The following is a 25219-nucleotide window of genomic DNA, read 5'->3' as shown; positions in this document are numbered from 1 at the left end:
GACAAAGCAGGATTTACTCCTCGTGAATGGCCAGCACTACGTCGGCAAAATCGGTAGCCGCATCGGTAAAATACGTCACGACCCGCAGCCCGGCCTCAGCAGCCAGCTCGTGGATTTGGGGCAGGGTGAATTTGTAGGAGTTTTCGGTATGAATGACTTCCCAGGCCGCGAAATCAACGGTTTCATCCAGGGCATCGAAGTGGACCTGCTGGGCCCGGGCACTCACCAGAAACGAGCGTACGGCCCCGGTCAGGGGGTTGTAGTCGGTGTAGTGCTGCCAGTGCGCCAGGTCAAAATCAGCCCCCAGCTCGCGGTTGAAGCGGGTGAGCAGGTTGAGGTTGAAGGCGGCCGTCACGCCCTGGGCATCGTCGTAGGCGGCCCGGATGCGGCGGGGGTCTTTCTGCAGGTCGAAGCCGATGAGCAGGCGGTCGGCCGGGGCTAGGGGAGCTGCCAGCTGGCGCAAAAAATCCAGCCGCTCGGCCGGACCAAAATTGCCAATATTCGACCCCAGAAACAGCACCGCTTTGCTGCCCGGCCGGGTGCGCAGCTGGCCCAGGGCCGTGGCATAGTCGGCCACCACCGGGGCTACGTGCAGGCTGGGCAACTCCTGCCGCAGGGCCGTGACCAGGCCCGTCATGGCCCCGGCCGAAATATCGACCGGCGCGTAGGTAAACGCGGTGCCGGTGCGCAGTAATTCGCGCAGCAGCAGCTTGGTTTTGGCCCCGTCGCCGGCCCCCAGCTCTACCAGGGCAAACTCGCCGCCCGCCGCCGGAGCCAGCGCCGCCGCGATGGCCGCGCCGTGCTCCCGGAAAATCGCAAACTCCGTCCGGGTGGGGTAATACTCCGGCAGGGCCATAATCTGCTGAAAAAGCCGGCTCCCCGCGTCGTCGTAGAAATACATTGACGACAAGGTTTTGGGCACGCGCTGCAAGCCAGTTGCGACGTGCTGCGCCAGTTCACTTAGTACATTTACCATGTATCCATTACCGTTTATCGCCCGCCCGGCACTTGCTGGCCGGCGGGGGTTGACTGAGGAAATCGGGCATCGTCCGTTCGCTAATACGAAGGTGCCGGTTTATTTGCTAAACGAAAAGGGCTAGCCGTTGGATGAGCGGGCCAGCCGGATGCCGGTGAACTGCCAGCGCTTGTCGGCGTGGAAGAAATTACGGTAGCTGACGCGAATGTGACTTTCGGGCGTGGCGCAGGAGCCCCCGCGCAGCACCAGCTGATTCACCATAAACTTGCCGTTGTACTCGCCCAGCGCCCCGGCCGCGCGGGCGTAGCCGGGGTAGGCGTGGTAGGCCGAGTACGTCCACTCCCAGCAGTCGCCGAGCAGCTGGTGGCACTGGGTGGGGTCGGCATCGCCAGGCACGGGCTGGGGGTCGAAGCAACTGCTTTCCAGCCAGGTACCATTCTCCGTAGCGGGCCCAAAATGCCGGGCTGCCGTTTCCCACTCCGCCTCGGTGGGGAGGCGGGCCCCGGCCCAGTTGGCGTAGGCATCGGCCTCGTAAAAGCTGACGTGCGTGACGGGGGCGGCCAGGTTCACGGCTTGCAGGCCATGGTGCGTGAAACGATACCAGCCAGCTTCTTTCTTCACCCAGTACAGCGGCGCTTCCCAGCCTTCGGCCTGCGCCAAATCCCAGCCCTCCCCCATCCAGAAGCGAAAATCCCGGTAGCCGCCGGCTTCCATAAAGGCCAGGTAATCGGCGTTGGTCACCAGGCGGTTTTGCAGCTCAAAAGGGGCCAGCAGCACGTCGTGAGCCGCCAGCTCATTATCGAAGCAGAAGCCTTCTTCCTGAAAGCCAATTCGATGAATCCCGCCCGGCACCGGCAGCCAGGACGCTTTATTGGAGTTAAAAGTTAAAAGTGAAGAGTTAAAGTCAGTTGCTGCCTCGCTGATAGCCCCGGTTAACTCTTCACTTTTAACTTTTAACTCATTCCGAAGGTATGCCGGAGCTAACGGGCTGGTGCTGAGAATGTACTTTATGTCGGTGGCCAGCAGCTCCTGGTGCTGCTGCTCGTGTTGCAGGCCCAGCTCCAGCAGCTCGAAGAAAACCGGAGGTAACGCCTCGGGCGCGGCCAACAGAGCGGTTAGGGCTTCGTCGACGTGGGCACGGTAGGCCAGCACGTCGGCCAGGGCCGGGCGCGAGAGCGTGCCGCGGTCGGCCCGGTTCACCCGCGAGCCCAGCGAGTTGTAGTAAGAGTTGAACAGAAAGGCGTATTCCGGATGAAAAACCTGGTAGCCGGGCACGTATTCTTTCAGCAGAAACGTCTCCCAAAACCAGGTGGTGTGCGCCAGGTGCCACTTGGGCGGGCTCACGTCGAGCATGGGTTGCACCACGGTGTCTTCGGGCAGCAGGGGCGCGCACAGCGCCTGGCTTTGGGCCCGAACAGCCTGATAACGAGTCTGCCAGGAAGTGGCGAAGGGGGCAGCAACCGGTGATGGGTGAACCTGAAACATAATTTGAGCGGGCAGAGGAAATGAGACTTGTGCTACTAACTCCGGGGGCCGGCCCGAGGTTACGCTGGCGCTTCCAAAAATGCACTCAACGGTAGCCTCATGCACCGAGCCACCGGATGGCAAAATAAACACGTAGAAGACCCCCAAAAAATACGTAGAAGCACATGCGTAGAAAGCGGTATTTTATGGTGAATAAGCCTGAAAACTGGGCTAAAATCAATCATATACCATGAAAAAATAGTACACTTGCACTTTCCACATTCTCAACATACTGCAATGGTGTCTTCGATTTCCACTATCGCCTCTCCTACCGCTACCACGGTAAAAGTATCGCCCCGCCCTGCTGCCCGCGTAGGCACCAAGAGCCGCCGCGGCTTTGCCGCCATGAGCCCCGAAACGCAGCGCCGCATTGCCAGCGAAGGCGGCAAGGCCTCGCACGCCAGCGGCCGGGGCCACCGCTTTTCGGCCGATGAAGCCCGCGACGCCGGCCGGAAGGGTGGCCTCGTGAGCCGGCGCGGCAAAAAAGAAGAGAGCAAATAAGCCAGGTTCCACCGCTTGAGTACCCCGCCTGCCGCGCATCTTTGTGGCATGCTACGTCTCCGGTTTTCGCAACGCGCCCTCCGCTTCAATTTTCCGGCCCGCACCTCGCGCGGGGCTCTTGCCGAACATGTGGCCTGGTACCTGCACCTCTGCGATGCGGACACGCCAGCCGTGGAAGGAATTGGGGAGGCCGCACCGCTGGCGGGCCTCAGCCCCGACTATGGCCCGGATTTTCCGGCCGCCGTGGCGCAGCTCTGCGAGCGTTTCAACGCCGGGGAGTTTGCGGCATTTGCCGTGGCCGATGCCCCGGTATTCGTGGGCCCGGCGCTGCCGGCGCTGGTGTTCGCGCTCGAAACCGCGCTGCTGGATCTGGCCCACGGCGGCCGGCGGCAGCTCTACGCCAATGCGTTCAGCCGGGGCCAGGCGGCCCTGCCCATCAATGGCCTGGTCTGGATGGGCGACGCGGCCTTCATGCGCGAGCAAATTGGGCAGAAGCTGGCGGACGGCTACTCGTGCCTCAAGCTGAAAATCGGGGGGCTGGACTTTGCTACTGAGCTGGCCATTCTGGCCGAAATCCGGGCGGTGGCAAGTCCGCAGCAGCTGATTCTGCGCGTTGATGCGAATGGAGCCTTCAGCCCCGCCGATGCGCCGGGCCGGCTGGCGCAGCTGGCGGCATTTCACATCCACTCCATCGAGCAGCCGGTAGCCGCCGGGCAGCCAGCAGCCCTGGCGGAGCTCTGCCGGAGCTCTCCCCTGCCCATCGCCCTCGATGAGGAGCTGATTGGGCTCACCGACCCGGCCCGGCAAGCGGCGCTGCTCGATGCGGTGCGGCCGGCTTACATCGTGCTCAAGCCCACGCTGCTGGGTGGCCATGCCGCCACCCGCCACTGGATTGCGCTGGCCGAAGTCCGCGGCATTGGCTGGTGGATTACTTCAGCCCTCGAATCCAACGTCGGCCTCAATGCCGTGGCGCAGCTCACCGGCGAATATGATGTGCACGGCTTTGCCCAGGGCCTGGGCACGGGCCAGCTCTACCATAATAACGTGGCCGCGCCCCTGCACATCAGCGGCGGCCATTTGCGCTTCGACCCGGCCGGTACCTGGGGCGAGTAGCCGCCGGGCAACAACCCAATTAGGTAAATGCGCGGCTAATTCGCTAAACTTACCAGTTGGGTTGCGCTTTCTGCATTATGGTTATTTTTCGCCTTGTGCTTTTGCTGGTTTCCCTGGGCTTGGGCGGGAAAATTGGTGCGGCTGCGCAGGCACAAACCGCGCCACCCTTCGGGCCTTTCCGTTTCGAGCGGCCCCAACGGCGACACGCCCGGGTATCTTTTCAGATGCATCGCAACCTTTTGGTGGTGAAAGCACTGGTGAATGGCACCGGGCCGTACAATTTCCTGCTCGACTCCGGGGTGGGCGTGTCCATCATCACGGCTCCGGCCCTGGCCGATTCGCTGGGCCTGAAGCACGGCCAACAGTTCCGGGTTGTGGGCGCGGGCGGCCTCGATTCGGGCCTGCTGGCCTACCAAACCGACAGTGTCCGCATTGCCCTGCCCGGCGTGGTAGCCCCGCACATGACGTGGCTGGTGCTCTCCGATGACGTGCTCAACCTCTCGGGCTACGTGGGCGTGCCCATCCACGGGATTCTGGGCTCCGAGCTGTTTCGCAGCTTCGTGGTGACGCTCAGGCCCCAGCTCGACTACCTCTCATTAAACGACCCGGCCACGTACAAGCAGCCGGCGGGCAAGGACTGGACAAGTATTCCGCTCACGGTCGAAAACAACAAAGCTTATTTCACCGCCCCGGTCCAGCTCACCGATTCGCTCACGCTGCCGCTCAAGCTGGTGCTCGATACCGGGGCCAGCCACGCGCTGTCGCTGGAGCTGGATTCGGACCCGCGCCTGGTGGCCCCCGCGCGCCGCCTGCCTACCGACTTGGGCAGGGGCCTCACGGGCACGGTGCACGGCTTTTTGGGGCGGGTAGCCACCCTGCACCTGGGGCGCTACGTGCTGCGGTCGGTGCTCACCTCTTTTCCCGACGCGGCCGATGTGCACCGCCGGGTAGATGTGCCCCGCAATGGCAACATCGGCTACGAGCTGCTCAAGCGCTTCACGCTGGTAATCGACTACCCCCACCAGCGCCTGCTCCTCCGCCCCAACGTCAGTTTCCGCGACCCTTTCGAGCACGACATGTGCGGCATCGAGCTGCTGGCTACTGGTCCCAACTACCGCCGTTTCGTGGTGCTGCGCGTGGTGCCCGGCTCGCCGGCGGCCATAGCGGGCCTCGAACCCGATGAGGAGCTGCTGAGCATCAACCTGATTCCGGCCAATGAGTTTTCGCTCAGCGAGCTCGACCGGATGCTGCACTCTGTTGATGGACGAGACTTGTTTATGATACTACGGCGGCCCGACGGCAACCTGCACACCACCTCTGTGCGCCTGAAACGGCAAATCTGAGCCCTTTGCCAGCCCGGCAGGCCGTACCTTCGTGCCCACTGCCCATCACTCCCACCTCTTTCTTATGACTGTTCGTCTTCTGCTTCAACTTGCGGCCCTGCTGGGTGGCCTCGGGGTCGCCATCGGGGCCTTCGGGGCGCATGCCCTGCACGATACCCTGGTGCGGGCCGGCCGCCTCGATACTTTTGAAACGGCCGTGCGCTACCAATTTTACCATGTACTGGCAATGCTGGCGGTGGGCGTGCTGTGGGCGGCCCGCCCCGAGCTGCGCACCCTGGGCACCACCGGCTGGCTGTGGCTGGGCGGCATCATCGTGTTCAGCGGCTCGCTCTACGCGCTGTGTTTCACCGGTATTACCAAGCTGGGGGCAGTAGCGCCGGTAGGTGGGCTGTTGCTGATGGCGGGCTGGCTCAGCTTATTCTGGGCCGTGCGCGAGCTGTAACAGCCCGCCCGGGCTGGCTACTCGGCCGCAAGGCGGCGGCGAACTTCTTGCTTTGCGACGGCGCACTCGCACAAAATCTGACCACGAAAAAGGGCGGCCCGCAGATGCGGGCCGCCCTTTTGGCATCGTTCAGCGGCTTAGCCAGCTTACTTGATTTTGGCTTTCATTTTAGCGTCGCCGCTCTTCTCTTTCACTTTGCTGCCATCGGCTTTCACCTTGGTGCCATCACCCGAAGACTCTACCTTCATCTGGGGAGCGGCGTTGGCGGTGGCACTGGCTTCTTTCACTTCACCCACCAGGGCTACGGTAGTGCTGCCAGCGGCGGCGTTCGACTCAATGGTCAGCACCTTGTTCTGCATGCCTATTTTGCCGGTCGAGTTGAAGTGCGCGGTGATGGAGCCGGTTTTGCCGGGCATTACCGGGGCCTTGGTCCACTCCGGGGTGGTGCAGCCGCAGCTCACGCCAATGTTGGAGATGACCAGGGGCGCGTTGCCAGTGTTCTTGAACTTGAACGTGTGGTCGACCGTGCCGCCCTGCGTTACGGAGCCGAAGTCGTACTTCACTTCTTCGAACGTGATGCCGGGTCCGGCTACCGGGCCAGCGTTAGCGGCCGGTTTCGTGGCCTGGGCCTGCGCGGTGTAAGCGGCGGCGGTCAGGCTCAGGGCGAGGAGCAGGGTTTTTTTCATGGATGCGAAAATGGTTAGCGAATTAGTTGAGGAGGAGGAGGGGAATCTATTGGGCCGAAACAGACCCAAACAGCCGGGTGGAGCCTAACAAATTTACGACCAAACTACTCAATCTAATCTGAATAGTGGATGAAATTTATCCAACCGAATTTCTAGCCTTTAAATTCTTTAGAGTAGGGAAACTGACGCGAAGCCTTGCGCATGATGGTGGTGATGATGGAGTTGGTATCGGAGCCGAAGCCGCGCGACAGGCTCTTGTCATATTTCCACAGCAGCTCGCCGCTCTTGCCATCGTTGATGCTGATAGCCAGCTTGCCCGTGTTGGTGGGGCCCGAGAAGCCGCCCACCATGAGCATGGCCACGGCCGCGCCGCCCGACATGGGCTGGCTGCTTTCGAACGTGCCCGAAATCACGCCATCGACCCCCAGCAGCTGAGCCAGCTCTTCCATGGTCATGGTAAGCATTTTTTCGGTGGTCATGCCGTTTTTGGCGAGCAGGGCATTGGTTCTGGCTACGTCCTGCACATCCACGGTGATATCGTTATCGGCTTTCTGCTTGAGAAAATACGATTGCAGGGCGCTTTGCACGCCCAGGCCCTCGCGCTCTTCGAGCACGCGCACGCCTTCTGCGCCGCCGTTCTTCTTCACTTCGGCGGGCCGCAGCTGCAGGGGTTGCCGGAAGCACTTTCCGGTCGGCGTTGGCCGAAAGCCCGGCCGTTAGTCCTCCTCCACGGGGTCGCTGATTAGCTTCTGCTGAAAGTTGAGCAGAAACAGCCGCTCCGAGGCGCGGGTGATGGCCGTGTAGAGCCAGCGCGCAAACTCGCCGGCCAGCGGCTCGTCGGGCTTCAGGAAGCCGTGGTCGACGAACACGGCCTGCCACTGCCCGCCCTGCGCCTTGTGGCAGGTGAGGGCGTAGGCAAACTTGATTTGCAGGGCGTTGAGGTAGGGGTCTTTGCGCATTTCCTTGTAGCGCTCGGCCTTGGTTTTGAGATGAGCATAATCCTCGCTCACGGCCATGTACAGGGCATTATTGCGGTCCGAAGGCAGGGCCGGGCTTTCGGTATGCAGGGTATCGAGCAGCAGCTTGACTTCGATTTCGGGCTCGTCGGGGTAGTCCACCAGCCGCACCTGGGCCTGCGCAAAGTGGAAGCCATAAACCTCCTCGCGCCGCACGATTTTGGTGATTTGCAGGAAGTCGCCGTTGGCCAGGAAACCGATTTCGGAATCCTTCGGCAGCCAGTAGTAGTTGTTGCGCACCACCATGAGGTAGTCGCCGCCCTCAATCTCCTCCTCGGCATCAAACAACGCCCGCCTGATGAGCTGATTATACTGATTAGCGTTGCGGTTTGAGCGGCAGATAATGGTGGTATTCTCGTGGCCGTAGTTGCGGTAGGCCCAGCGCAGGCCGTCCTCCAGCTTGTCGCCACCCATTTTGAAGATGTCGCGAAAACCCTTGGTATGCAGCTGGATATTGGGATGCTCCTCGCGTAATTCCTCCCGCAATTCGGTGGCATTCACCAGAATACCCGATTCCTGGGCCTGGCGCATCACCTGGCGCAGCTCCACGCTGCCCACCTCGGCGCGGAAGCGGTGGGCCAGCAGCTCGGGGTCGAGGGCCGGGCTCAGGAGCTGCCCCACCGGCGGCAGCTGCGCCGTATCGCCGATGAGCAGCAGCTTATTGCTCGTTTTCTCAAACGCAAAACCCATCAAATCATCAAGCAGGCCGTTTTCGCCAAAGGCTTTCTCGTCCGAAATCATCGAGGCTTCATCCACGATGTAGAGCGTTTGCTCGGCGCGGTTGGGCTGGCGCTGGAAGTTGAGCCGCTCGGCGGGCGCGCCGGACGTCTGGCGGTAGATTTTCTTGTGGATGGTGCTGGCGGGCACGCCCGCGTAGCCGGCCATCACCTTAGCGGCGCGGCCGGTGGGGGCCATCAGGGTGTATTTGCGCTGCATTTTGTGCAGCCACTGCACCAGGGCGCTTATGACGGTGGTTTTGCCGGTGCCCGCGTAGCCGCGCAGCACAAACACCTTGCGGCCCGGCAGCTGGTCGCGCAAAAACGCGTCGAGCTGCGTGAACAGCAGGGCCTGGTCGTCGGTGGGCTGGTAGGGAAAGTAGTCGCGGACGGAAGGGGTGCGGAGGGAGAGCATAAGTGGTTGTCAGTAAGAGCCGATTCTGCTTTGCGGAACTTGCCTCCACAAAATTGCGTGTATTTGTACTGGATGGGGTGAGAACCCTGCCCCCCCCCGGGGAGATGCAGCACGCTGCATCTCCCCATTTTTTTTACCCCATCCGTCCGCGGAACGTGTGGTTGAGGATTTCCGCACGGGTGAAATGATGGAGCACATCCGCCAACAGAGTGGCTACTTCCAAAATATTTTCGGCCCGCCGCACCCGGTCATAAATGGCCTGTTCCAGCATTTGACGGTCGAATTCTTCCGCTACCCGAATTAGCACCCGAGCGGCTTGCCGGCTAGCTCCACGCAGGGCCTTATCGATGGCATTGGCAGTGACGCCTTCGGGCACTTTGAATTCCCACTCAACTTCGTCACGGGTGGCGTCGGCGCATTTACTACCCGGCACCCGCAACACCGGCAGCAGTGGCACCTGTTCCCCACGGGCCGCCCGAAACAAGGCAATAGGAATGTTCTGACGGCTTTCGAGCTTGCCGTGGGTCTCGTGCATATCTACGAAGCTGCCGTCCAGCCCCTGAAATTAGTAGGTCGTGGGAATTAGTTTGACTTATCAGTACGTCATGCTGAGCCCGTCGAAGCATCTCTACCGCTTCGCTGAACGGCCCTACTGAAGCGGTAGAGATGCTTCGACTGCGCGGACGCCAGATAGGCATGACGTTCTTTTTTATTGCAAAGTAATTTACCCGACCTACTTACCCGAAAATACCCTGGCCGAAGATTCTCGAATCCACTCACGCTCCCACCGGCTCAATTACCGCCATCGTGGCGCTGGCCTTGGCAATCAGCACGTCGTCGCACCACACCTCAGCTTCGCAGAAATGCAGCCGCCGGCCCGACTTCAGCACCCAGCCAATGGCTTTGATGTGCTGGCCCACGCCGGGGTTGAGGTAGGAGATTTTCAAATCGGAGGTCACCACGCCAAAATCGTCGGGCACGAGCGTGACGGCGGCGAAACCGGCCACCAGGTCGGCCATGGTGGCAATGAGGCCGCCGTGGGCAAAGCCGCGCTGCTGCAAGTGCTGCTGACCCAACGTCAGCGCGGCCTCCACCCGGCCCGGGGCAATGGCCGTGAGGTCGGCCCCGATGAGGTGCATGAAATGCTGGCGGACCAGCTTACGCCGGATGCGGGTTTCTAATTCCGCATTGGCCGCTACAGCAGCAGCAAGTGGTTCTTTGTTAACAGATGACACAGGAATTGAATAGGTTTATGAATAAGAGAATGAGCAACTTTGCTTTCGCAAGGGTGGGTTGTGCCAGTTTGTACTGCGGGCCAGGCCGTAGAACTTCTTAGAACCGTAAAGCGGGCCTGACAGCCTCTCAGCAGTGTTTGCGAGGTGCCAGGTCAAAGGTACTGGCTTGACTACCGCGCCCGTATCTTTCGGCTCCACTTTAGCCTTTAGTATCCGATGGAACACAGCCTGACAATGCAGTATCTGGTGGCGGGGGCGCTGGGCCTGGGGCTGGCGGCCAGCAGTGGCTTTCGCGTGTTTGTGCCTTTGCTGGCGGCCAGCGTGGCCTACCACACGGGCTACATGGCACCATCGGCGGGGTTTGCCTGGCTGGGCACCTGGGCGGCATTGCTCACGCTGGCCACGGCCACGGTGGTGGAGGTGGCCGGCTACTACATTCCGTTTGTCGACCACTTGCTCGACACCATCACCACGCCCGCCTCCTTTATAGCCGGCACCATTCTGATGACTTCGGCCCTGCCCCACCTCGACCCCACCCTGCGCTGGACGCTGGGCATATTGGTGGGCGGCGGCACGGCCGGACTGGTGCAAACCGGCACGGCGCTGCTGCGCGGCGCATCCACGGCCACCACCGGCGGCCTGGCCAACCCCGTGCTGGCGACCGTCGAAAACACGCTGGCCGTGGGCGGCGTGGCGCTCACGCTCCTGCTGCCACTGGTGGCGGCGGGCTTGGTAGTGCTGTTGCTGGTTTATATCCTAAGCCGGCTGCGGCGCTGGCGGGCTCGCCGCCAGCGGGTGGCTTAGGGGCGCGGCGGTTGGGCAAGCAGCCACAAAAACAGCTGGTTTCCGGACCGGCCAAAACAATCCTGAAAAGCCGACGTTAGGCTTGCAGTGCGTTGTATTTGCTGCCGGTCTTTATTTTATGCTCAATTCGATTATTAATTCTCCCGACGCCTTGCTCCAGGCGTATTCCGGTAAGGTGCGGGTGCGGGTAGGTGGCCTCTTGCTGCGCGATGGGGCCATGCTGCTGGCCTCGCATCGGGGCCTGTTGCCCAAGGGTGCGCCGTTCTGGTCGCCGCCGGGTGGCGGGTGGCAGTTCGGCGAGAGCATTCGACAAGCCCTGATTCGCGAATTCAAAGAAGAAACCGGATTAACGGTGCGCGTAGGACGGTTCCTACACCTGCACGAGTTTTGCCGTGATGAACTGCAAGCGCTGGAGCTTTTCTTCGAAGTGCTGGCCGATGATGCCAGCCTGCCCGCACTGGGCCACGACCCCGAGCACGCCGCCGACCAGCAAATCCTGACCGAGCTAGCCTGGTTCAGCCCGCGCCAACTCCAGCATCTGCCCCCGGCCCAGGTGCATCCCATGCTGCGCCACGTGCTCAGTCCCGATGATATTTTCGTGCCGCAGGTACATTTTGCGCAGTAGCGGACAGAGAATTGGTCATTAGTACCTTTTAACGCATGCTACCGGGCGGAGCAGCTGCCTATTTCCTGGCAGGTAACGCAGGCTGGCACTGCCTGTTTTTCCGGCACCCCTATCCATCGGCACGAAGCCACGCAGTATCTTTAGCACCGGCCAAAAGGCCTGCTTAGCTCCTATTCGTGCCTTCCACTTCTGCATCTGCTGTTTCTCCGGCCGCGCCCTCGGCGCTGCTGCGCCTGCGCGACGAGACGTTTGACCCCACCAACCTCGGGGCCTACAACCTGTATCTGCTGGCCGCGCCCAGCCGCCTGTGCGTAGCCATGGCCGATGTAGAGCGCCGCAAGTTTGTCGCCCTCGAAGAGTACACCCTGCCCCCCGGCGGCCTCCCGGCCCTGGCCGAGCAGCACGACGTGCTGGGCCAGCGCGGCTGGAACGCGGTGCGGCTGGCGGTTACGGGCCGGGCCTTCACGCTGCTGCCCGCGCCGCTGTTCCGGGCCGGCGATGAAGCGGCGGCCCTGCGCCTGCACCATACCCCCACGCCCACCGAAACCGTACGGCACACCACCCACCCCGGCCAGGAGCTCGTCAACGTATTCGCAGCCGATGCCGCATTAGCGGACTGGCTGGCGGCTACCCACGGCGCGGCCGGGCGGCTGCTGCACCACACCAGTGCATTTCTGGTGGGCCTGATGCATCAGCGCGGGGCCGCCGCGCCGCGCCGCCTCTACCTCAGCCCCGGCCCGCAGGAGCTCACCCTTGTGGTGATGGGCCAGCACCTGGAATACTGCAATGTATTTGCCTGCACCACCGCCGAGGACGTGGTGTACTACACCATTCTCGTGATGCAGGAGCTGGGCCTCGACCCTGATTTGGACGAAGTGACCGTGTGGGGCGAGCTAACGCCTGACTCGACCGTATTCAGCCTGCTGCGCACCTACGTGCGCAACGTCCGGTTTGGGCCCCGCCCGGCTGATGTCCAGTACAGCTACCGCCTCAACGACGTGTTCGAGTACCGTTATTTCGACCTGTTCAGCCTGCACTTCGCGTGAGGAAGACAGGAATTCTGAGGTATGAATTAAAAATTATGAGTTGGGCCGAACGGGTGCCCGACTTCAGCCTCTAACTCATAACCTTTAATTTACAACTCACCTCCGTGTCCCGCATCGCGCTTTTCCCCGGCTCCTTCGACCCTTTTACCAACGGGCACCTCGACATTGTGCGGCGCGGCACCGCCCTGTTTGATGAGGTGATTGTGGCCATCGGCACCAATAGCAGCAAGCAGCGCTACGTGCCCGTAGAGCAGATGCAGGCGCTTCTGCTGGAGCTATTCCGGGATGAGCCCCAGGTTTCGGTACGCACTTTCAAGGGGCTTACGGCCGAGTTTGCGCGCGAAGTGGGAGCCCGCTACCTGCTGCGTGGCCTACGCAACAGCCTCGATTTTGAGTACGAAAAGCCCATTGCCTACGGTAATCAGCACATCAATGCCGAGTTGGAAACGGTGTTTCTGCTCACCTCCCCCCTGTTAGGTGCTATCAGCAGTACTATCATTCGGGATATTCACCGCTTTGGGGGCGACGTGACGGCTTTTCTACCCTACCCAATGCCGCCGCTTAGCTAATCCCCTGACATTACGCATCGCCTGCGCCCAAGCGATGCTGGGAATGTAGCGCGGACTTTGTAGTCCGCGAGTTCAACGGTTCCACTCGCAGACTACAAAGTCCGCGCTACAACTGACCGCATCATGGCAGTCATTACGCCTTGCTAATGCAGGGGCTGGGCCGCCAGCACCCGCAGTCCCATCAGCTGGGCTGGGCGTTGCGTTTCAAAGACCGGCAACACCAGGTAGCCGGGCGCGCCCAGCTCCAGGTTGGCGCGGCGCATTAGTTCGCCCTCGTCGGCTCCCAATAACAGCAGGCCACTCACGCGCCGGGTACGCTGATTGTAGGCGGCCACCACCGCCAGGCCCCGGTACTGGAAAAATCCAGAAGAGTCTATCTGCTGCTGATGCAGCAGCAACGGTGCCTGGGTGGGGTCGATGAAACCGGCGGGCAAAGGACGGCGGGGGCCCAACCGCCGGATTAGCTGGTCAATTGACAGGTGAATAATGCCGGGGACATCCAGCCCCACCAAGCCCCGCGATGGGGCCACGGTGGACCGGGGCCGGTCGCGCACCGGCTCGTGCGAACCCGAGCAGCCCCCCGCAAAAGGAACTGCTGAGACCATAAAAAGCATTGCTACGAGCGGCCGCATAGGCCACAAGGTAGGCTTATTTTCCGGTGGTTGGCACTTCTTTGGCGGGTTTGCCGGCCAGGGTGCTCAGATAGTAGCGCACCACCAAGGCGATGGAGGCGTACGACTCCTCCAGCTTGGCCAGGGCCTCTTGAGGCGACATCCAGCGCACTTCCTCGATGTACTCCTCGGTCTGGGGCTTCATCAGGCTGTCGTCGATGGACTTCATCAGGTACCAGTCCGTCTTTTTCAGCATTTTGTTGCCTTTGTAGGCGTAGCTGTGCCAGGTGCTGGGCAGCTTTTCGCCCAGTTCCAGCTTGATGTTGGTTTCCTCCTCCACTTCGCGCAGCGCACCCACGGCCGTGTCCTCGTCGCTCTTGAGCTTGCCCTTGGGCAGGTCCCACTTGCCGAGGCGGTAAATCATCAGCACCTGGTCGTCCTTCACCACCAGCCCGCCGCCGGCTTTGGCAATTTTGAACTGGTCTTTGAAGTGCAGCATGATGAATTTCTTCTTCTTGACCAGCATGGTCAGCGACTTCAGCTTCTTGAGCTTTTTCACCTCCATCAGGCGCAGCAGGCGGTCGACAAAGAGTGGGCCCGCGTCGCGCACCAGCACATCGCCCACCAGGTCCTTGGACGTGAAATCGTCGTCGGGGCTGAGAATCAGGTCGAACTTGTGCTTGTACACTTTTTCGCTGAGCTTTTTAATGACCAGCGGAATGTCGTTGATGAAAATATTCATCGGGAAATGCGAATTGAGAAGATGATGACTGGCAGCTGGTGCGCCGGAGTCAGAAATGAGTTGTGAAAGTAGGCCCAGGCTGCGGCTGCAAGATACGGGACCGGGCCGATTTGCCGGACGGCCGCATCTTTGCGGCATGACGCGTATTGGCTTGCTTTCGGACACCCACGGCTATTTCGACGAACGAATTGCGCACCATTTGCGCGACTGCGACGAAATATGGCACGCCGGCGATTTCGGCGATGCCCACGTGGTGGACGAATTGCAGGCCTTGGCGCCGTGCTTTCGGGGCGTGTACGGCAATATCGACGGCACGGACGTCCGCCGGACCGAACCCTTGGTCCAGGACTTTGTGGTTGAAGGCTTGCGGGTGCTCATGACCCACATTGGCGGCTACCCGGGGCACTACGCCCCGGCCGCCCGGCCCCTGCTCGATGCCGCCCGGCCGGGCCTGTTCGTGACCGGCCACTCGCACATTCTGCGCGTGATGCCGGACAAAGGCCGCGGCCTGCTCCACCTCAACCCCGGAGCGGCCGGGCGGCACGGGTTCCACCAGGTGCGCACGCTGCTGCGCTTCGGCATCGAGGCCGGCAAGGTGGTCGACCTGCAGGTGGTGGAGCTGGGCAAGCGCGCCGGCTAGCCGCAATTCCACTGGCTTTTGCGCTAGCCTATCCTGAAACCGACAAGCCCCGCCGTCTGCAGGGCAGGCGGCGGGGCTTAGCACAGGGCTTGGCTGGTGGCGGTGGGCCGCTCGACTTTCGTCGGGCAGCTGGTGCTACCGGCGAAAATCCTTACAGCGCGATTTCGGGCTTGGGGTGCTCGCCGGGCTGACCATCGGCGTTCACCGGCTTGGTCACGGAATCAGCGGCTTCGAAAGCGGCGGCATTGTCGGCCACTTCGGCGGTTTCAGCAGCAGCTTTCTTGGCGGGAGCCTTGGCAGCCGGCGCATCACCGGTGGTGGTGAAACGGGCTTTCAGCTCTTCGATGTCCACGTTTTTCAGAACGGGCGTACGGAGCAAATCCTTGATAATGCTCTTCTTATTGTTGGCGCGGGCAATGTTCTTGCGGTGCTTGCGCTTGAGGCGGGTAACGGACATGGTGCCGGATTGGTTAAAGTCTAGGGCTTACGAAACGGAGGGCAAAAGTAAGGCTTTCATCTTGAAAGTGCAAGCCCGAAAGGCATTTTGCTGAATTACTGCGGATTCGGGCGGGTAAGCGCCGGGCGGTTTCGGGCGCTACTTTTGCCCCGGCCCAGTCATTGCTCATCCACGGCCCCACTTCGCCCTTATGCCGACCCAAGACCCAGCTTTGCCCCTCATCGACCTGCGCTCCGACACCGTGACGCGCCCTACTCCCGCCATGCTGGCGGCCATGTTCGCAGCGCCCGTTGGCGATGATGTGTACGAGGAAGACCCCACGGTGCGCCGCCTCGAAGAAGCCGCCGCCGCCCGCTTCGGCATGGAGGCGGGGCTGTTCTGCCCCTCGGGCACGATGACCAACCAGATTGCCATCAAGGCGCACACCGAGCCGCTGAGTGAGGTGATTTGCGAGCAAACGGCCCACGTCTACCTCTGGGAAGTGGGCGGCATCGCGTTCCATTCCAGCGCCTCGGTGGCATTGCTGGTCGGCGACCGGGGCCGCCTCACGGCCGCTCAGGTGGAAGCCGCCATCCGGCCCGAGAACCTGCACTACCCCACCACCCGCCTCGTGTGCCTCGAAAACACCCACAACCGTGGCGGCGGCAGTTGCTACAGCTGGGACGAGATGGCAGCCATCAGCGAAGTGGCCAAGCGGCACGGGCTGGCCCGCCACCTCGACGGAGCCCGGATTTTCAACGCCCTGGTGGCATCCGGCCAGCGCAGCGAGGACTACAGCCAAGTATTCGACTCAATATCAGTGTGCCTGAGCAAGGGCCTGGGCGCGCCGGTGGGCTCGGTGCTGCTGGGCACGCAGGCGTTTATTCAGAAGTGCAAGCGCATCCGCAAGGTGATGGGCGGCGGCTGGCGGCAGGCCGGCTACCTGGCCGCCGCTGGCCTCTATGCCCTCGAAAACAACGTGGACCGCCTGGCCGACGACCATCGCCGCGCCGCCCGCCTGGCCGAGGTGCTGCGCCAGCAGCCCTACGTGGCCGAGGTGCTGGCCCCGGAAACCAACCTCGTCATTTTCCGGCTGCACGAGCGCCAGCCTTCCGCCGATTTTCTGGCCGCGCTGGAGGCCCAGGGCATCCGGGCCAGCAGCTTCGGCCCGCAGTGGATTCGCTTCGTGACGCACCTGGACGTGGATGACGCCATGCTGGGCCGGATTGAGGCGGCCTTGCAGCAAGTGGCGCAGGTTGCGCAGGCCGCTTAGAAGCTGTTTGAGTTAGCTGGAGGCCATTGGCCGAGTACCCCGAATTTTTAATTCGGCCCGTCTGGGCGGTAAAAAACGCGGTTCCGAATCGGGCAAACGGGCCGAATTAAAAATTCGGGGTACTCCACCTGCTAACTTAAACAGCTTCTTAGGCCTCGGCGGGCTCGGCTTCGAGGGTTGCTTCAGTGTCGTCCTCGTCCGGTTCTTCCACATCATTAGTGAACCAGAGCACTGCAGCCCCTACCACGGCGGCTAGGACCGAGCCCAACAGCACGGCCAGCTTGGCCACGTCCACGACCTGCGAATTGGGGAAAGCAAGGGTGGCGATGTAGATGGCCATGGTGAAGCCAATGCCCGCCGTGAAGCCCAGCCCGACCATCTGCCGCCAGTTGACGAGCGAGGGCAGCTGGGCTACCCCCAGGCGCACCAGCAGCGCCACCACGCCCAAAATGCCCAGCGGCTTGCCCAGCACCAGCCCCAGCCCAATGCCCAGCGCCACGGGAGAGCCCAGCACCGGCCCCCAGCCACCGCTCAGCACGATGGCGGTGTTGCAGAGGGCAAACAGCGGCAGCAGCACATAGTTGACGGGCCGCTGCAAGGCGTGTTCCAGTACTTCGATGCGGGACAGCGGAATGGTGAGGGTCAGCAGCACGCCGGCCACCGTGGCGTGAATGCCCGATTCCAGCACGCAAAACCACAGGCCAGCACCCAGCACCAGATACGGCACCAATGTCTTCACTCGAAGCCTATTAAGCAGCACCAATACCCCGAAAACCACCGCCGCCCCCCCGAGATACGCCCAGTGCAGGCGGTCCGAATAGAAAAATGCGATGATGAGTACGGCCAGCAAATCGTCGATGACGGCCAGGGCAGTGAGGAAAATGCACAGACTGGCTGGCACGCGCTTGCCCAGCAACGCCAGAATGCCGAGCGAAAAGGCAATATCGGTGGCGGTGGGAATGGCCCAGCCCGCGGCCCCGGGCGTGCCGTGGTTGAAGGCGAGGTATAACAGGGCGGGGACCACCGCGCCGCCCACGGCCGCCAGGGCGGGCAAAAGGGCCTGGCGCGGCTGGGCCAGCTCACCGTCGATTACCTCACGCTTGATTTCCAGGCCTACCAGAAAAAAGAAGATGGCCATAAGCCCATCGTTTATCCAGTGCGCCACGGATTTATTCAGCAGGCCGTAGCCGACGTGCAGCTCCCACAGCGAGAGGTAGCGGGGGCCATAAAGGCTGTTGGCGAGCAGCAGCGACACCAAAGTGGCCAGCATAAGCAGCAAGCCCGCCAGCTTGCTACTGTCTGGCAACTTACGAATGGGAGGCAGAGCACGGCGGATGGGCATGGGCATGGCAGGAAGTTCGCACCCGAAAACGGATTACTATTCCTTAAAAATACAGCCTGGGTACTTATCAGGGGCGGGGGCCGGTGGCTGAGACGCTTTGAGCGGAGGGAGTGCTGCCGGAACCTGGTGGTTTGCCAATTTGAATCGGCGCTTGGTAGCGGCCACGCCGACCCAGAGCCGCGCTTTTTACGTTATTAAGCCCATGAATCTACTCATCATTGGCGACGTACACGGGTGCATCCACACCTTCAGCGAGTTGCTTACGCACTGGCGGCCCGCCACCGAGCACCTCATCCAGGTGGGCGACCTGGTAGACCGGGGCCGGCACGTGCCCGAAACCGTGGCGCTGGCCCGCCAGCTCAGCGAACAGCACCCCGATACCACCACTTTTCTGATGGGCAACCATGAGCAGAGTATGCTACGCCACTACGGCCCCGAGGGCCCGTACCTGGACTGGCTGGAGTGGGGCGGCCGCACCACCGTGGCGCAGTACAAAGCCCGCCCGCGGCAGCTGGCGCAGCACCTGCCCTGGCTGGCCCAACGGCCGCTGCTGTGGCAGAATGAGCACGTGCTGGTAAGCCACGCTGGCCTGGCCGATTCGCTCCATGCCCTCGACCCCACGCACCCCGACGGCCTGCTCTGGCGGCGCGGCCCCCTCCGCAAGCTGCCCACTCAGCGCCAGGTGGTGGGCCACACTCCCACCGACGACGGCGACCCGCAGCTTGATACCGACTCCGACACCATTTACCTCGATACCGGGGCGTACCTGGGGCGCAACCTGGCCGGCGTGCGCCTCACCCCCACGGGCGAGGTACTGGACATGATTTTGATTCCGACCCACGCCACCGATTTGCGCTGACCCTCTGCTTCGCTAAGCGAGTTAAAAGTTGAGAGTTAAAAGTTGAGAGTTAAAAGTTAAAACCCACTAGGTCCGATTTTTAACTTTTAACTCGCAGCTCTGCATATGAACTTCGAAACCACTCTAACGCCTTGCTACTATATGTCCCAACAGGCTGCCATTCAATACCTTGTCGCCGCCGACCCGCTCCTGGGCGGCCTCATCGCGCGGGGCCGCGCCATTGAGCCCAGGCCTCACGAAGACCTGTATCTGGCGCTGCTGCGGGCCATAGTAAGCCAGCAGATTTCGACCAAGGCGGCGGCGGCCATCTGGAAGCGGTTTCAGGCGCTGTTTCCGCCCGAGGGCTACCCCGAGCCGCGCGAAGTGCTGGCCCGGAGCGAGGACGAGCTGCGCGCCGCCGGGCTTTCGCGCCAGAAAGCCGGCTACCTCAAGGCCATTGCCGAATACAACGAGCGCGGCCTGCTTGATTATGAGCACCTCACCAGTTTGTCGGAGGAGGCCTTCACCCAGCACCTTACCGCCATCAGAGGCGTGGGCCGCTGGACGGCCCAGATGCTGCAAATGTTTGCCCTCGACCAGCCCGACGTGTTTGCCGAAGGCGACCTGGGCGTGCAAAACGCCATGCGCCGCCTCTACGGCCTGGAAGAAACCGGCCGCGCCCTGCAAAAACGCATGATTAGTATCGCCGAGCGCTGGCGGCCCTACCGCAGCCTGGCCTGCAAGTACCTCTGGCAGTCGCTGGACCAGGGCACCCAGGTTCCGCCCACGATGTAGCGTCGGCGGGGCACCCCGCTGCGCCACGGGCGGCCATTGGCCCATTTAATTGGCAAAAGGCTGGCAATCGACGAGTTATTTCGTTGATAACCAGCCTTTTTTAGCTAATAAATATTTCGTTAACCCGTCCTCTGGAACGTTAAAACAGCGGTCAGGCAGAGCTGAATAATCGATTATTACGGGAAAATAATTAATTTATACTATATATAACTAATTTTCTATTAAATTAGCTTTTATAATCCTCACCCAGGTTACGGGCGGAAGTAGAACCGGCCGGTTCCCGGCTGGCTTTGCTCACCCGCACTGCCTATTTCCGTCTTTCCATGCGCACATCATTCTACACCAGTTTGCGAATGACGGTGCTGGGGCTGCTGCTGGGGCTGCTGGGCAGCTGCGTGGCGCAGCGCGAGCTGCCCTATCTGCAAGGCAAGGACTACTCGACCCGGGCCGCGGTGCTGGTGGATAACGAGCGCCAGGTGTACCGCCTGCAGCCCGGCGATGTGCTCAGCATTCTGGTGCAGAGCGTGCAGCCGGCCCTCAATGAGATGTTCAGCATGACCACGGGCCAGAACATTCAGAGCGGCGACCCCGGCAACCTGTTCGTGTCGGGCTACTCCGTGGATGCGGCCGGCAGCATAGCCCTGCCCACGGTGGGCCGCCTGAAAGTAGCCGGCCTCACGGTGGAGGAAACCCAGCTACTGGTGCAAAAGGAAGTGGCCCGCTTCATGCGCGAAGCCAACGTGGTGGTGAAGCTCACCAGCTTCAAGCTCACCATTTTGGGCGAGGTGCGGACCCCCGGCCGCTACTTCGTGTACAATACCCAGGCCACCGTACTGGAAGCCCTGGGCCTGGCCGGCGACCTCACCGAGTTTGGCAGCCGCACCAACGTAAAGCTGATTCGGCAAACGGCCAAGGGCTCGGAAGTGGTGCTGCTCGACCTCACCGACCCCAACCTGCTGCGCTCCAAATACTACTTCCTGCTGCCCAACGATGCCCTGTACGTGGAGCCGCTGAAGGCCCGCACCAACCGGGGCAACGCCAACAACCTGGGGCTGGTGTTCGGCGGCCTGTCCACCATCATCCTGCTCCTGAGCTTCATTAAGGCCAATTAGCGCCCCGGCATTGCGTCCGGCCGGCCCTGGCCCTCACCCCCTACCCGTTTCTGCTTATGGAAACCCGGCCCTCCTCCTCCGACGAAATAGATTTGCACGCCCTGTTCTTTAAGCTGCGCACCCGCTGGCCGCTGTTTGTGCTGGCGCTGGCGCTGGCCACTGGCGGGGCCTACCTCTACTGGCAGACGAAGGCTCCGGTGTTCGCCTTCCGGGCCACCATGCTGCTCGGCGACCAGGGCACGGGCTCGAAACAGGCCCAGGAGCTGCTGCAACTACTTCAGGTGAAGGATAAAGGCGTGAAGATGGAGGACGAAATCGGCGTGCTCACCTCGGGCGAGTTTGTGCGGCAGGCGGTGGCCAAGCTGCCCTACGCCGTGAGCTACTACGCCCAGCCCCGCACCTGGCTCAACCAGCTGCGCCCCCTGAAAGTGCGCGAGCGCCCGGCCGCCGCCGTGCCGTTCAAAGTTTGGGTTGATTTGACGGCGCCGCAGCTCACCGGCGTGCCTATTTACGTGGAACCGGCCGGGCCGGGGCGCTTCCGGCTGCGGGCCACGGCCAAAAAAGCGGCCCTCTTCAGCCTGCCCACCAGCGAGCGGCTGGCCGACGTCAACGACGTGGCCCTGGACCAGACCGGCACCTGGGGCGACACCCTGCGCACCCGCCTGCTCACGGCCGTGCTGCGGCCCGCGCCGGGCGTGGCTTTCGGGGCCGAGCCCACGGCGTACTACTTCGTACTGAATGATTTGAACGGGGCCGCCGGTGAGTACCAGGGCAGCTTGGCCGTGCGGCCCATCGACCACGAGTCGCGCATCATCGAGCTGAGCGCCAAAAACACGGTGCCGGCCAAGGGCGTGCAGTTTCTGGACACGCTGATGGCCCAGTACATCGCCTCCGATTTGAACGAGAAAGACCGGACCGGCCGCAAAACGCTGGCTTTTCTGAACCAGGAGATTGATAAGATTTCGGGCATGCGGCGGCAGTCGGCTGAGGCGCTGGCTTCGTTTCGGGCCACGCGTGGGGTGCTGGACGTGGCCGCGCAGTCCACATCAGGTATTCAGCGCATGAGTGGGCTGGAAATAGACCGCGCCCAGGTGGCCACGCGCCGCAAGTATTACCAGAACATGCTGGCCTACCTGCGCGCCAACCGCAACGCCAGCCAGGTGGCCTCGCCCAGCAGTGCGGGCATCGAAGACCCGGTGCTGAACAGCCTGATAATGCAGCTCACCAACCTCAACGAGAAGCGCGCCGAGCTCTCGGCCACGGCCAGCAACGACAACCCCTTGCTGACGGTGCTCGACGGCCGCATCCGCAACACCAAAGAATCGCTGATTCAGACACTGGACAACATGAGCCAGGCCAACGACATTACCCTGCGCGACCTGGACAGCCAGCTGGGCACGGTGCGCGGCCAGATGAGCCAGATGCCCGAGAGCGAGCGGCAGCTCTCGTCGCTGAAAAGCACGAGCGACTTCAACGAGAAGAACTATAACTTCCTGGTTGACAAGCGTAACGAGGCCGCCATTGCCCTGGCTACCAACGCCACCGACAAGAAAATAATTGACCCGGCGCAGCAAACCAGCAGCGCCCCGGAGTCGCCGAAGCCGCTGCTGGTGGGGCTGCTGGCCCTGCTGGTGGGGCTGCTGCTACCCACCGGCGTGGTGCTGGTGCTGGACAAGGCCAACCGCCGCATTCAGGGCCGCGACGACCTGGCCGAGGTAACCACCATTCCGTTGCTGGGCGTGGTGGCCCACGGCTCGAAAACCGACAAAGTGTCGATGCTGCGCGATGCCAAGGGGCCGATTGCGGAGTCGTTTCGGTCCATTCGGGTCAATTTGCAGTACCTGGCGGCGGGGCTCGATAAGAAGGTACTGGGCGTGACTTCATCGATTCCGGGCGAGGGCAAAACCTTCTGCGCCGTGAACATTGCCGCCGAGCTGGCCATGAGCGGCCGCCGCGTGATGCTGGTGGAAACCGACCTGCGCCGGCCTACCGTGGCCAGCTATTTCGACCTCGACCCCAGCCCCGCGCACGGCCTGGCCAGCTACCTGGCCGGGGCCAGCACCCTGGACGAAGCCTGCCGGCCCAGCGGCATCGCCCGCCTCGACGTGCTCACCTGCGGCCAGGTGCCCCCCAACCCCACCGAGCTGCTGGAAGGCCCCCGCATGGCCGAGCTGCTGACCCAGCTGCGGGCCGAGTACGACTACGTGGTGCTCGATACCCCGCCGGTGGGCTTCGTGGCTGAATACTTCGTGCTGGTGCGCTTCCTCGACGCCAACATTTACGTGGTGCGCCACAACTACACCGAGCGCGGCCTGGTGAGCCAGATTGACGAGCTGCACCGCACCCAGCGCATCAAGCAGCTCTACATGATAATCAACGACATGCACTTCGACCGCAACTACGAGTACCGCTACAAAAGCAAGGCCTACGCTTACGGCTACTGATTCAGACTGCCCGACTTGCCGGCGGCGCAACCTCACCTCCCCGCGCCATGAAACCCGTCATCGCCCCAGCCCCGGACCCGGAACCCGAGCCGGAGGTCCTGATTGTCGCGACCGTCAGCGAGCTGAAATGGACGCGCACCACCGTGCCCGTTGACCCGCGGAGCACGGCGATGGTCGATGCCATCCTCGTCAACAAGCACAGCATCACCGACTGCCTGACCATGACCCTGACTTCGACCCCCGCTCCTACTACCCCGCCCGAAAGCCCCAGCACCACCGCCATCGAAACCTGACTTTTGCCCCGCCCGCGCCATGGCCTCCGAACAAGAAAACCTGACCGTTGCCACCGTGAACGGCGTGAAGTGGACGATGATGGCCACCATCGTCAACTCCGTGCTGCAAGTGGGCTACACCGCCGTGATGGCCCGGCTGCTGAGCCCGGCCGCGTTTGGGCTGGTGGCGCTGGCGGGCGTTATTCTGCGCTTCGGCGTGTACTTCGCCAAGATGGGCATGGAGCGGGCCATCATTCAGAAGCCCGACCTGACCGAGCGCGACGTGCGGGTGGCCTTCACGTCGTCGGTGCTGCTGGGGGTGTTGTTTGCGGGGCTGCTGGCAGCGGGCGCGCCGCTGGCCGCGCGCATCGTGCACCAGCCCGAGGTGGTGCCCGTGGTGCGGGCCCTGGCGCTGGGCATTTTGCTGAGCGGGCTGAATGGCACGGCCGTGAGCCTGCTGCACCGCGCCATGCGGTTCCGGGCGCTGGCCATTTTCGAAACCATTTCTTTCCTGGTCAGCTACCTGGGGCTGGGGCTGCTGCTGGCCTGGCAGGGCTTCGGGGTGTGGGCGCTGGTGGGGGCCACGCTGGGCCAGAGCCTGCTCATGACCGTGCTGAGCTACGGCGCGGTGCGTCACACGCTGCGGCTGCTCTTCAGCTGGGACGCCTACCGGCCGCTGCTGGCCTACGGCAGCCGGATGTCGGCCATCAGCTTTGTGGAGTTCGTGACGATGTCGCTCGATACGCTGCTGATTGGGCGGCTGCTGGGGCCGGCGGCGCTGGGCATCTACAGCCGGGGCTCGCTGCTGATTGGCTTGCCGGTGTACCTGCTGTCGAGCAACGTGGCCAAGGTGGTTTTCCCCTCCTTCAGCCAGGTGCAGGCCGACCGGGGCCGCCTGCGCGAGGTGTACCTGAGCAGCATCACGCTGGTAGCCATGCTGATAACCCCGGTGTGCGCCGGTGCGGCCGTGGCCGCCCCGGAAATAGTGCGCGTGATGCTGGGTCCGGACTGGCTGGCGGCCGTGCCCATCCTCCAGGTCATCAGCCTGACTTACGTGCTGAGCGCCGTGACCATGTTTGCCGGCGTGGTGTGCGATGCCACCGCCGCCCTCAGCCACAAGCTGCTGCTGAACGTGGTGTGCCTGGCCGTGCTGGCCGGGCTGCTGTGGGGCGGCAGCCGGTTTGGGCTGGTGGGCGTGGCCTGGGCGCTGGTGGGCGGCGAGCTGCTGCGGGCCGGGCTGTACTCGGCCGTGATGCGGCGGGAGCTGGGGGCCAGCCCGTGGGCCGTGCTGCGGGCCTACGGGCCGGGCGTGCTGGCCGGGGCCGTCGCGGCCGGGGCCGTGGGGGCCGTGCGCTACGGCCTGCTGGCCCTGCACGCCCCGGCATTGGCCCTGCTGGTGGCCGAAATGCTAACCGGGGCCCTGGTGCTGGCTGGCCTGGGGCTGGTGCGCCCACCGGCGCAGCTGCGCGGCGTGATGCGGAACCTGCTGGCCCGGCTCGTCGGACCTGAGGTCTCGGGCAGCCCCGGCCTCATGCCGCGCCTGCTGCGCGCCCTGGCCCGGCACCTGGCCCGGCAGGCGGGCGAAGTGCCCACCGGCCCGCCGGCCCCCACCACCCCACAACCCACGATGAGCACCGCGCCACCCGCGCCGCAGCCCGCGCATTATTCACCCGCCGCAACCGAGCTGGCATAGTTCTCCGGCC

At 62.8% G+C, this 25219-nt stretch carries 27 protein-coding genes; 16 read left to right on the top strand and 11 right to left on the bottom strand.

The window, feature by feature from the left end; genetic code table 11:
• Positions 1-13: 13 nt before the first annotated feature.
• Both egtD and egtB read right to left on the bottom strand, forming a co-directional pair.
• Positions 14-976 carry an L-histidine N(alpha)-methyltransferase gene (egtD, locus tag ABD819_RS04920; RefSeq protein ID WP_345121610.1) on the bottom strand — a complete coding sequence of 321 codons (963 nt, stop codon included), beginning with the start codon at positions 974-976 and terminating at the stop codon, positions 14-16.
• 120 nt (positions 977-1096) lie between these two features.
• Complete coding sequence (gene egtB / locus ABD819_RS04915) at positions 1097-2461, bottom strand: ergothioneine biosynthesis protein EgtB (protein ID WP_345121608.1); 1365 nt, start codon at positions 2459-2461, stop codon at positions 1097-1099.
• Positions 2462-2737: 276 nt separating this feature from the next.
• Here egtB and ABD819_RS04910 point away from each other — a divergent pair, with 276 nt between their 5' ends.
• The 4 genes from ABD819_RS04910 to ABD819_RS04895 all read left to right on the top strand — a co-directional run bounded on the left by ABD819_RS04910 (position 2738) and on the right by ABD819_RS04895 (position 5899).
• Positions 2738-3001: a KGG domain-containing protein gene (locus tag ABD819_RS04910; protein WP_345121606.1), complete on the top strand. Its 264-nt coding sequence runs from the start codon at positions 2738-2740 to the stop codon at positions 2999-3001.
• A gap of 48 nt (positions 3002-3049) precedes the next feature.
• Positions 3050-4114 (top strand): o-succinylbenzoate synthase, encoded by a 1065-nt coding sequence (locus tag ABD819_RS04905; RefSeq protein WP_345121604.1) that lies wholly within the window; start codon positions 3050-3052, stop codon positions 4112-4114.
• A 224-nt stretch (positions 4115-4338) separates the two neighbouring features.
• Complete coding sequence (locus ABD819_RS04900) at positions 4339-5457, top strand: aspartyl protease family protein (RefSeq protein WP_345121602.1); 1119 nt, start codon at positions 4339-4341, stop codon at positions 5455-5457.
• A 64-nt stretch (positions 5458-5521) separates the two neighbouring features.
• Positions 5522-5899, top strand: a complete 378-nt coding sequence (locus ABD819_RS04895; RefSeq protein WP_345121600.1) for a DUF423 domain-containing protein — start codon at positions 5522-5524, stop codon at positions 5897-5899.
• 146 nt (positions 5900-6045) lie between these two features.
• Here the strand turns inward: ABD819_RS04895 and ABD819_RS04890 are convergent, their stop codons facing one another.
• The 5 genes from ABD819_RS04890 to ABD819_RS04870 all read right to left on the bottom strand — a co-directional run bounded on the left by ABD819_RS04890 (position 6046) and on the right by ABD819_RS04870 (position 9967).
• Positions 6046-6585 carry a DUF1573 domain-containing protein gene (locus ABD819_RS04890; RefSeq protein WP_345121598.1) on the bottom strand — a complete coding sequence of 180 codons (540 nt, stop codon included), beginning with the start codon at positions 6583-6585 and terminating at the stop codon, positions 6046-6048.
• A 152-nt stretch (positions 6586-6737) separates the two neighbouring features.
• The gene (locus tag ABD819_RS04885) at positions 6738-7232 is read right to left on the bottom strand and encodes a DUF4136 domain-containing protein (RefSeq protein ID WP_345121596.1); all 495 of its coding nucleotides are present in this window, start codon (positions 7230-7232) and stop codon (positions 6738-6740) included.
• Between the two features lie 69 nt (positions 7233-7301).
• The gene (locus ABD819_RS04880) at positions 7302-8732 is read right to left on the bottom strand and encodes an ATP-dependent DNA helicase (RefSeq protein WP_345121594.1); all 1431 of its coding nucleotides are present in this window, start codon (positions 8730-8732) and stop codon (positions 7302-7304) included.
• 133 nt (positions 8733-8865) lie between these two features.
• Positions 8866-9267 carry a hypothetical protein gene (locus ABD819_RS04875; RefSeq protein WP_345121592.1) on the bottom strand — a complete coding sequence of 134 codons (402 nt, stop codon included), beginning with the start codon at positions 9265-9267 and terminating at the stop codon, positions 8866-8868.
• 241 nt (positions 9268-9508) lie between these two features.
• Positions 9509-9967 (bottom strand): PaaI family thioesterase, encoded by a 459-nt coding sequence (locus ABD819_RS04870; RefSeq protein ID WP_345121590.1) that lies wholly within the window; start codon positions 9965-9967, stop codon positions 9509-9511.
• A gap of 216 nt (positions 9968-10183) precedes the next feature.
• Here ABD819_RS04870 and ABD819_RS04865 point away from each other — a divergent pair, with 216 nt between their 5' ends.
• From ABD819_RS04865 to coaD, 4 genes are all read left to right on the top strand, one after another.
• Positions 10184-10771: a DUF4126 domain-containing protein gene (locus ABD819_RS04865; protein WP_345121588.1), complete on the top strand. Its 588-nt coding sequence runs from the start codon at positions 10184-10186 to the stop codon at positions 10769-10771.
• Positions 10772-10889: 118 nt separating this feature from the next.
• On the top strand, positions 10890-11396 hold the full coding sequence (locus ABD819_RS04860; protein WP_345121586.1) for an NUDIX domain-containing protein: 507 nt from the start codon (positions 10890-10892) through the stop codon (positions 11394-11396).
• Positions 11397-11572: 176 nt separating this feature from the next.
• Positions 11573-12442 (top strand): DUF3822 family protein, encoded by an 870-nt coding sequence (locus tag ABD819_RS04855; protein WP_345121584.1) that lies wholly within the window; start codon positions 11573-11575, stop codon positions 12440-12442.
• 104 nt (positions 12443-12546) lie between these two features.
• Positions 12547-13011 carry a pantetheine-phosphate adenylyltransferase gene (gene coaD / locus ABD819_RS04850; protein WP_345121582.1) on the top strand — a complete coding sequence of 155 codons (465 nt, stop codon included), beginning with the start codon at positions 12547-12549 and terminating at the stop codon, positions 13009-13011.
• Between the two features lie 143 nt (positions 13012-13154).
• Here coaD and ABD819_RS04845 read toward each other — a convergent pair whose 3' ends face one another.
• Both ABD819_RS04845 and ABD819_RS04840 read right to left on the bottom strand, forming a co-directional pair.
• Positions 13155-13616 carry a hypothetical protein gene (locus ABD819_RS04845; RefSeq protein ID WP_345121580.1) on the bottom strand — a complete coding sequence of 154 codons (462 nt, stop codon included), beginning with the start codon at positions 13614-13616 and terminating at the stop codon, positions 13155-13157.
• Between the two features lie 43 nt (positions 13617-13659).
• Positions 13660-14364 carry an NUDIX hydrolase gene (locus ABD819_RS04840; protein ID WP_345121578.1) on the bottom strand — a complete coding sequence of 235 codons (705 nt, stop codon included), beginning with the start codon at positions 14362-14364 and terminating at the stop codon, positions 13660-13662.
• A 136-nt stretch (positions 14365-14500) separates the two neighbouring features.
• On the opposite strand from ABD819_RS04840, the gene ABD819_RS04835 reads away from it, so the two are divergent.
• Positions 14501-15004, top strand: a complete 504-nt coding sequence (locus ABD819_RS04835; RefSeq protein ID WP_345121576.1) for a metallophosphoesterase family protein — start codon at positions 14501-14503, stop codon at positions 15002-15004.
• A 151-nt stretch (positions 15005-15155) separates the two neighbouring features.
• Here the strand turns inward: ABD819_RS04835 and ABD819_RS04830 are convergent, their stop codons facing one another.
• Positions 15156-15461 carry a hypothetical protein gene (locus ABD819_RS04830; RefSeq protein ID WP_345121574.1) on the bottom strand — a complete coding sequence of 102 codons (306 nt, stop codon included), beginning with the start codon at positions 15459-15461 and terminating at the stop codon, positions 15156-15158.
• A 190-nt stretch (positions 15462-15651) separates the two neighbouring features.
• Between ABD819_RS04830 and ABD819_RS04825 the strand changes: the two genes are divergently transcribed.
• Positions 15652-16713 carry a threonine aldolase family protein gene (locus tag ABD819_RS04825; protein ID WP_345121572.1) on the top strand — a complete coding sequence of 354 codons (1062 nt, stop codon included), beginning with the start codon at positions 15652-15654 and terminating at the stop codon, positions 16711-16713.
• Between the two features lie 148 nt (positions 16714-16861).
• Here ABD819_RS04825 and nhaA read toward each other — a convergent pair whose 3' ends face one another.
• Positions 16862-18055 (bottom strand): Na+/H+ antiporter NhaA, encoded by a 1194-nt coding sequence (gene nhaA, locus ABD819_RS04820; RefSeq protein ID WP_345121570.1) that lies wholly within the window; start codon positions 18053-18055, stop codon positions 16862-16864.
• A gap of 202 nt (positions 18056-18257) precedes the next feature.
• Here nhaA and ABD819_RS04815 point away from each other — a divergent pair, with 202 nt between their 5' ends.
• The 6 genes from ABD819_RS04815 (at position 18258) to ABD819_RS04790 (ending at position 25209) form a co-directional block, all read left to right on the top strand.
• Complete coding sequence (locus tag ABD819_RS04815; protein ID WP_345121567.1) at positions 18258-18914, top strand: metallophosphoesterase; 657 nt, start codon at positions 18258-18260, stop codon at positions 18912-18914.
• A 141-nt stretch (positions 18915-19055) separates the two neighbouring features.
• Positions 19056-19688, top strand: a complete 633-nt coding sequence (locus tag ABD819_RS04810) for a DNA-3-methyladenine glycosylase family protein (protein ID WP_345121565.1) — start codon at positions 19056-19058, stop codon at positions 19686-19688.
• Between the two features lie 323 nt (positions 19689-20011).
• On the top strand, positions 20012-20800 hold the full coding sequence (locus tag ABD819_RS04805; protein WP_345121563.1) for a polysaccharide biosynthesis/export family protein: 789 nt from the start codon (positions 20012-20014) through the stop codon (positions 20798-20800).
• Positions 20801-20856: 56 nt separating this feature from the next.
• On the top strand, positions 20857-23244 hold the full coding sequence (locus ABD819_RS04800) for a polysaccharide biosynthesis tyrosine autokinase (protein WP_345121561.1): 2388 nt from the start codon (positions 20857-20859) through the stop codon (positions 23242-23244).
• Positions 23245-23291: 47 nt separating this feature from the next.
• Positions 23292-23537, top strand: coding sequence for a hypothetical protein (locus ABD819_RS04795; RefSeq protein WP_345121559.1), 246 nt, complete (start codon positions 23292-23294; stop codon positions 23535-23537).
• Positions 23538-23556: 19 nt separating this feature from the next.
• Complete coding sequence (locus ABD819_RS04790) at positions 23557-25209, top strand: lipopolysaccharide biosynthesis protein (protein ID WP_345121557.1); 1653 nt, start codon at positions 23557-23559, stop codon at positions 25207-25209.
• Positions 25210-25219 lie beyond the last annotated feature (10 nt).

The sequence above is a fragment of the Hymenobacter antarcticus genome (genome assembly GCF_039539545.1).
GTDB classification, from domain to species: Bacteria; Bacteroidota; Bacteroidia; order Cytophagales; family Hymenobacteraceae; genus Hymenobacter; species Hymenobacter antarcticus.
The sequence above is the reverse complement of the archived record's forward strand: the minus strand, read 5'-3'. Positions and strand labels throughout refer to the sequence as shown.